Origin of the sequence: Kamptonema sp. UHCC 0994 (genome assembly GCF_029167235.1) — a bacterium.
Classification (GTDB): Bacteria; Cyanobacteriota; Cyanobacteriia; order Cyanobacteriales; family Microcoleaceae; genus Kamptonema.
Genome location: NZ_JARFTR010000296.1, coordinates 1 through 6,951, shown reverse-complemented (window position 1 = coordinate 6,951; position 6,951 = coordinate 1). Strand labels below are relative to the sequence as shown.

The window sequence follows — 6,951 nt, the reverse complement described above, 5'->3', positions numbered from 1 at the left end:
GGCGGTACAGACAGGAACCGCCCAGAGGGCGGCGTTACAGAAATTTCGCAGGAGAAAATAGTCGTGAATCCCGATGCAAAAGTAAAATTAGCTATAACTCTGGGAGATCCGGCAGGTATTGGGCCAGAAGTGGTACTCAAAGCTTTAGCTACAAATCCTTTCCCTAGTTGCGATGTAACAGTGATTGGCAGTCGGGCAATTTTGCAGGAAACTTATACTCAACTGCAACACTGCAAAGTAACAACACCTTTGGCAAACCCAGAAAGCTTAGATATTTTAGATGTCAAACTGCATAGCGAGTGGGGTCAAATTGTTGTAGGTGAGGGTAATATAGCGAGTGGTGCGGCTAGTTTTTCCTATATGGAAACTGCGATCGCGCGTACACTTGCCGGCGAATATCAAGGTATTGTCACAGGGTCAATTTCTAAGACTTGTTGGAAAGCTGCTGGCTATAATTATCCCGGTCAAACGGAACTTTTAGCAGAAAGATCGGGAGTTAAGCGATTTGGGATGTTATTTGTCGCCAAATCTCCCCATAGTGGTTGGATATTGCGTACCTTACTTGCTACCACACATATTCCTCTGCGTCAAGTTGCCGATGCTCTGACACCTGATTTACTTAGCACTAAACTTGACTTGTTGGTAGAGTGTTTGCGGCAAGATTTCGGATTAGAAAAACCTCGAATTGCCATTGCAGGTTTAAATCCTCACAGTGGGGAAAATGGACAGTTGGGAAACGAGGAGAAATATTGGTTAATTCCTTGGTTGGAGACGGAACGCGATCGCCTTTCTAATGTGCAGTTAGATGGCCTTATACCGCCAGATACAATGTGGGTAAAACCTGGTCAAGCTTGGTATGGTAAGGGCGATAATGCTCACGATGCTTATTTAGCATTGTACCACGATCAAGGGTTAATTCCTGTAAAGTTAATGGCTTTCGATCGGGCTGTGAATACTACAATTGGTTTGCCATTTATTCGGACATCTCCCGATCATGGTACTGCCTTTGATATTGCTGGTAAAGGTGTGGCGGATGCTAGCAGTACGATCGCAGCTTTGGAGTTGGCGGCGGAGTTGCTTGAGCAGCGTAGAAATACGTCAAGATATTAAATAATAGGTGAGGAGTGTTAAAATATAGAATCAGATGCCGCCCAAAAGAGATATTAAGCAAATTAATGCTATTGCTAAGGAGTTTAAGATGGAAGAGCCAGCTCGAAAAGCATTTGGAGAATTTTTAGAAGCCGAGAAAGCCGCAGGTTATAGAGGAAGTAAAAATGAACGCGGCGATTTTACCTACCAAGAATTACGACAAAAGGCTCGCGAGTTCTTCGGTATAGAATAAATTTGAAAGGCTTGTCAATTCAGATAATTAGTGTTATCATGTTAAACTCTAATTCAGTTCGCAAAAGTTAACTAAGATTTATTTGGGCTATCAGTAAACAGCAATTGTTGAGAATTATGACAGTAACGACAGGTCAGAAGCTAGTACAACCCATTAAAAAAGATACTGATTTAGAGCAACTGAGGAGTATTGTCAGTGCCATTCAAGGGGAACTGTGCTGGAACGCGAGAATGAGCTATGGAGATGAATTAAATATTCATATTGGAGAGAGAATTCCTTACACATATAAGAAATTAGCGGGAAAGGAAAAAGGTTCTTGGATCTTAGGCACGCGAGGCACAGACTGGACACTGGAATCACTGACCAAAGAAATAATCACCAGTTCTAAGGAACTACCAGAAGTGTTTAAAGAGAAAGTTAAAGTTATTGAAGGTACAACGATCGCGGCCTTTGAAACTCACTACCCAGATTTGGTTCTAACTGTAGAATTCAGTAACGGCTATAAATTAAAAATATTCCCAGACCTTGCAGATGATTTTGACTTATCTTACTGGGAACTGTTCACTCCTGACAATATGTTGCTGACGCTAGAACCAGGTGCAATCTGGACTTATACGAGGGCCGACGTGCCAATGAGTGCTAAGTTAAATTAACTCTCAAATCGATTAGGAGGCTAATAAAATAAAATGATTAACGAACAATCCTGGGACGAAATACAAAAGTCTCTAAAAGTAGGAACTAAATTGAAAGAAATAGTCACCAAGCATTGGCCTTTTGGGATATTTGTTACCCTTCCAGGGATAAAGTTTATGGGTCTTGTTGAACTCCCACATTTCAAAGATGAAGGTGATATGTTCCCATCTGATTATCCAGCAGTTGGTTCATCAGTTGATGTAGTCGTGCTGGCATTCAAGGAAACTGGGCAACAAATCTGGTTAGACATGAGGCCAAGCCAGTTGAATCAGTCAAAATAATCAGTAATAATGTCTATTTGAACGGATATAATATAATTTTCATATTGCTTTTTATTACCTTCTACCTTCTGCCTTCTGTTATAACTTCTTTTGCCAAAATAGCGCCTTTCCCATTTTAGGATCTAAATCGTAGCCCTCAAAACCACAACTTGAATAGGAAGCTTTTGCTGCTTTATTGCCTTCTAGAACTTCTAGAGTAAGTTTACAACAGCCCTTTTCTATAGCGATTTGTTCGGCTTTCTTGAGCATCATCTTTGATATACCTTGCCCACGATATTCCGGTTTAACTACGACATCATGAACGTTTAGTAGTGGTTTACATGAGAAGGTAGAAAAACCATCAAAGCAGATGAGCAAACCTACAGGATCGCCATTTATAAGAGCCATGATTATATAAACATCTGTTCTAGAAGACAGCGCTAATACAATATTTTCTTTAACATAATCTGGCAGTTCTTTGCCGCCCCCCATTGGATCAAGTGCATAAATGTTGAGCAGGTTTACTAATGCTTTTGCATAAGTAGGATTTGATAAATCTGCTTGAATTATTTCAAACATACTCGATTTTGAAGAAGGGGCTAGGGACTAGGGGCTAGGGACTAGGGAAAGAGGAGGAGAGGAGGAGAGGGGGAGAGGGGGAGATGGGAAAGGTAGCAATTAGCAATTACCAGTTAACAGTTAACAGTTAACAGTTACCAGTTAACTGTTAACAGTTAACAAAATTAGTTCCGATTTTGAGTAATAGAGAGATTGTAAGGATGTTGACCTTGGGCGCGATCGCCTACAAAGATAGAGTAAGTACCCTTATTCCCAAAACCCGAAAATTCTAGATTACCCGCAGCAGCACTTTCTGGCAAGACGCAAAAACGACCAGCAGGCCCTTGAATTAAGATTGTAGGAGCACCAGCAGTTTGCACGCTAATTCGCCAATAAGGTAAATCCTCCCCTACTTGGATGATGAGATTCGGTGTGGGGGCAATATTACCACAGTCACCACTGTTGTTGGGGCCACCAGATGTACCTGAAAGACTTAGCGGTTCCTTAAATCCGGGGGAAATCTGTAGAGTCTGAGAACGGACAACGCCAGCCGTTGCTAAAATCATTGCTAAAGCTAAGGGAAGTATCCCGCGATCGCGCATTTTCATTTTAATTATTCCTCTGATTGCGAACACAATGGCGGCATACCCAAGTTTCTCGACGGTAGGGGAGCTCTGGGGTTCCTCTTTCAATCGCTTAATCGATCGATCTCTGCCCCTATTTTCTCCGATCCCATGACCCCACATCACTTTTCCTTCTTTTTTCTTCTTCTGCCAGCCACCTAACTATTCCGGGATTCTTGCTGTACATAGCGTACAAGTTGATGCGACCCACCACACCTCAAAAAATAGCGATCGGTGATATAAATGGGTACTGGGAAATGGAGATATCGGTTAAGCTCATCTCACCTCACCTGAAAGTGAAATGAACAGGACTTAGGCATTTCGACTAAAGAAACCCGGTTTTTTACCGAATCTCCGATGCTTTAATTTCTTACTCAACAGTTAACAGTTAACCGTTAACCGTTAACACCCCACCTAAAATCTAAAATCTAAAATCTAAAATCAATATGGCTAGCCCAACGGTAAGCAGCGACATTAATCAATCAAATCCATCGTCGCAAGTACGTCGAGAATTGCCGCTAATGGTTCGTAGGTGTGGCGCTTGGGCCGTTGAAGTATCATTAATTGTTGCTAGTTCCTTGGTTCCATTTACGATCGGAACATTGGCTAATAATGCAATCAAGAGTGTACCTCTCAACCCCGCAGTCGCCGCCACATCTGAAGCGATCGCACAAACTTTAGCGATTCCGATTCGCGATCGCAACCCGCGAGTCACCCCCCTAACTAATTTATTCTGGTCTGGCGCACTTATAGCCCCGATTGCTGTAGCTGGATGGCAACTATATTTACTCGCTAAAAAAGGTCAAACTTCCCCCAAACGCTGGTTTGGTGTCAAAGTCGTCTCGGAGTCGGGTACACCACCAGGGATACTACGGGCCTTGGCACGCGAAAGTTTGGGACGTTGGGGAATACCAGTCGGCATTGCTTACACATTATGGCGCATCAGTGGTGCTTTTCCCGATTTAGTCATTTTAGTGGGAATGAGCGGCTTAATGCTGCTAGGAGACGGCTTAGCGACTAAGTTTGACACGAAACGGCGCACAGGACATGACCGTTTAGCGGGTACTTTTGTCATTGATGCCGGAACATTGTCAAATAATACTACAAATCCCTTTATGGGTCAAGATTGGAGTGATGAAGACGCTGCGATCGCCGCCCTGGTCTTAACGCCAGAAGCTTCAGCAGATGGCAGTCGCGGCCTTTGGGCGTGGATGCGCCAACACCCCGGACTAACTCTACTAATAGTTACTATTCTGGGGATGACATCAGTTTTGGGAACCTTTATCGGCACCCAAATTTACATTCAAAGTCAGGCAAATTTGCGGGATTTCAAACAGCGCGATGACAAGGTATTTCTAGCTCTAGTAAACAAGTTATCCCCAACATCGCCCAATGGCATAGCCGAACGAAGAGCCGCAATTTTAGCTTTAGGTGTAGTCCAAGATTCCCGCGCTATACCATTATTAGCGGATCTGCTTGGCCAAGAAGAAAATCGCACTCTCGTTGATTCAATTCAGCAAGCTTTAGTGAGCGCAGGGCCAAAAACCTTACCCTATTTGCAGCGTTTAAATCAAGCCCTCAGTAATGATTTAGATTCTATGCGCTACGGCGGAAATGCCAAGGAAAGAGAGTTAGCTGCTATTCGGCAAAGAGCTACTCAAAGAGCGATCGCGAAAATTATGACAGTGAATCGAGGCCAACTAAATGATGCTGACCTCAGCCGCACAGATTTAAGTCAAACTGCCTCTGGCTTAGCTCAATTCACTTTAGTTCTAGACAAAGGCGACTTGTCAGGAATTAACTTACGAAGTGCCAATCTTACCAATGCTATTTTACCAGGTATTCGGTTTTATGGAGCAGGAGAAGATGGTCGTTTTGGAACTTTTGATGACTGGAGAGCCGATTTGAGTGGCGCTAATTTTGAAGGTGCAAATCTTACTGGCGCATTCTTGAATAATATCACAATGAACCGCACGAACTTTCTGCGTTCAACTCTGAATAAAGCTAATTTATCTAATAGTATTTTGAGCGGAGCTAATTTCAGCAGTGCTAAGTTAATTGGGGCAGATTTACGGCAAGCTTTATTACAAGATGCCACTTTCACAGGTGCAGATTTAGGAAGTGCAAATTTGTCGCGAGCGAATTTGGAAGGTGCGCGTTTAGGACAAGTGAAAGCTCAAGGCGCTCAATTTCCAGACACAAACTTGAGAAAATCGGATTGGCAAGGTGCAGATTTATCTGGAGCTGATTTAAGCAAAGCTAATCTCCAAAACGCAAATATGACTTCAGTTAAACTTGCTAGTGCGAATTTAAGCAATACTCAACTGCAAGATGCTAACTTTCGGAATGCAGATGTAAGCTTGGTAAATTTCCGAGGTGCTAATGTCGCGGGTGTGAACTTTAAAGGAGCAATGTTTGTAACTGGGAAACTAAATAGATCGGATCAATTTATTCAAAGTCCGTCTGTTAATTCTAAATCAGGTCGTTTACAAGGAGTTGATTTTACAGATGCTAAGAATTTAGAGGCGAGTCAAATCGCTTATATCTGTTTGCAGGGAGGGATTCATCCCCGCTGTCCCCAGAAAAATTAATAGTTTTATTGTCCCAGTCCCCCGGCGGTTAGAACACCATAGATTGCTAAAACCCTTGCTATGATTACAAGGGCCTCTTGCTATATAATAAACCCTTGGAATTCATCACCAGGCAAATTAATCTATGAACGCAGCCGACGACAAAACTATTGTCAGGGAATATTTTAACTCTACTGGCTTCGATCGCTGGCAGCGAATTTACGGCGACGGTCAAGTTAATAAAGTTCAACTTGATATCCGCACGGGACACCAGCGGACGGTTGATACAGTGCTAGAATGGCTAGTCGCTGATGGCAATTTGCCGGGACTCTCAGTTTGCGATGCTGGCTGCGGCGTGGGTAGCCTTAGTATTCCCTTAGCTGAAGCTGGAGCGATCGTTTATGCTAGTGATATTTCGGAAAAGATGGTAGGAGAAGCCTACGAGAGAGCTAATGCTGTTCCGGGTAGAGCTAATAATATCACGTTTACGGCTCAAGATTTGGAGGCTTTGAGTGGCAAATACCACACAGTTATCTGTCTGGATGTGCTGATTCACTATCCTCAAGATCAAGCCGCTGCTATGATTAGTCATTTAAGTTCTATAACTGATTCTCGGCTAATTATCAGTTTTGCCCCGAAAACTTTAGCCTTAACTGTACTCAAGAAAATTGGGGAATTTTTTCCAGGGCCAAGTAAAGCTACTCGTGCCTACCAACATCGGGAAGCTGATATTATCAAGATCCTACAAAGCAATGGCTTTACAATTCAGCGGCAGGGAATGACTAGCACTAGCTTTTATTATTCTCGCATATTGGAAGCTGTACGGTAGTGAGGAATGATAATTAAATAATTTATATGACTTACGTAAATTGTTTGTAACGCCGCCCTCTGGGCGGTTCATTTAC

8 protein-coding genes are annotated in these 6,951 nt (G+C 42.9%); 6 read left to right on the top strand and 2 right to left on the bottom strand.

Translation table 11 applies throughout. The features are described from left to right. Nucleotides 1-42: 42 nt before the first annotated feature. The 4 genes from pdxA (at nucleotide 43) to PY364_RS26565 (ending at nucleotide 2,316) form a co-directional block, all read left to right on the top strand. Nucleotides 43-1,110 carry a 4-hydroxythreonine-4-phosphate dehydrogenase PdxA gene (gene pdxA, locus PY364_RS26580; RefSeq protein WP_275570722.1) on the top strand — a complete coding sequence of 356 codons (1,068 nt, stop codon included), beginning with the start codon at nucleotides 43-45 and terminating at the stop codon, nucleotides 1,108-1,110. 34 nt (nucleotides 1,111-1,144) lie between these two features. Further along, on the top strand, nucleotides 1,145-1,342 hold the full coding sequence (locus PY364_RS26575; protein WP_275570721.1) for a hypothetical protein: 198 nt from the start codon (nucleotides 1,145-1,147) through the stop codon (nucleotides 1,340-1,342). A 116-nt stretch (nucleotides 1,343-1,458) separates the two neighbouring features. Next, a complete protein-coding gene (locus tag PY364_RS26570) occupies nucleotides 1,459-1,995 on the top strand; it encodes a hypothetical protein (protein ID WP_275570720.1) in 537 nt (178 codons plus the stop codon). 33 nt (nucleotides 1,996-2,028) lie between these two features. Further along, nucleotides 2,029-2,316 carry a S1 RNA-binding domain-containing protein gene (locus tag PY364_RS26565; protein WP_275570719.1) on the top strand — a complete coding sequence of 96 codons (288 nt, stop codon included), beginning with the start codon at nucleotides 2,029-2,031 and terminating at the stop codon, nucleotides 2,314-2,316. Between the two features lie 78 nt (nucleotides 2,317-2,394). Here the strand turns inward: PY364_RS26565 and PY364_RS26560 are convergent, their stop codons facing one another. After that, complete coding sequence (locus PY364_RS26560; RefSeq protein WP_275570718.1) at nucleotides 2,395-2,874, bottom strand: GNAT family N-acetyltransferase; 480 nt, start codon at nucleotides 2,872-2,874, stop codon at nucleotides 2,395-2,397. Nucleotides 2,875-3,038: 164 nt separating this feature from the next. Further along, nucleotides 3,039-3,461, bottom strand: a complete 423-nt coding sequence (locus PY364_RS26555) for a hypothetical protein (protein ID WP_275570717.1) — start codon at nucleotides 3,459-3,461, stop codon at nucleotides 3,039-3,041. Between the two features lie 461 nt (nucleotides 3,462-3,922). Here PY364_RS26555 and PY364_RS26550 point away from each other — a divergent pair, with 461 nt between their 5' ends. Both PY364_RS26550 and bchM read left to right on the top strand, forming a co-directional pair. Further along, a complete protein-coding gene (locus PY364_RS26550; RefSeq protein WP_275570716.1) occupies nucleotides 3,923-6,067 on the top strand; it encodes a pentapeptide repeat-containing protein in 2,145 nt (714 codons plus the stop codon). Between the two features lie 124 nt (nucleotides 6,068-6,191). Then, the gene (bchM, locus tag PY364_RS26545; protein ID WP_275570715.1) at nucleotides 6,192-6,875 is read left to right on the top strand and encodes a magnesium protoporphyrin IX methyltransferase; all 684 of its coding nucleotides are present in this window, start codon (nucleotides 6,192-6,194) and stop codon (nucleotides 6,873-6,875) included. Nucleotides 6,876-6,951 lie beyond the last annotated feature (76 nt).

What these genes read in the sequence shown, in the direction of transcription:
- PY364_RS26575 (WP_275570721.1), top strand. Translation starts at nt 1,145, where the DNA reads ATGCCGCCCAAAAGAGATATTAAGCAAATTAATGCTATTGCTAAGGAG.
- PY364_RS26555 (WP_275570717.1), bottom strand. Translation starts at nt 3,461, where the DNA reads ATGAAAATGCGCGATCGCGGGATACTTCCCTTAGCTTTAGCAATGATT.
- bchM (WP_275570715.1), top strand. Translation starts at nt 6,192, where the DNA reads ATGAACGCAGCCGACGACAAAACTATTGTCAGGGAATATTTTAACTCT.
- PY364_RS26560 (WP_275570718.1), bottom strand. Translation starts at nt 2,874, where the DNA reads ATGTTTGAAATAATTCAAGCAGATTTATCAAATCCTACTTATGCAAAA.
- PY364_RS26550 (WP_275570716.1), top strand. Translation starts at nt 3,923, where the DNA reads ATGGCTAGCCCAACGGTAAGCAGCGACATTAATCAATCAAATCCATCG.
- PY364_RS26565 (WP_275570719.1), top strand. Translation starts at nt 2,029, where the DNA reads ATGATTAACGAACAATCCTGGGACGAAATACAAAAGTCTCTAAAAGTA.
- PY364_RS26570 (WP_275570720.1), top strand. Translation starts at nt 1,459, where the DNA reads ATGACAGTAACGACAGGTCAGAAGCTAGTACAACCCATTAAAAAAGAT.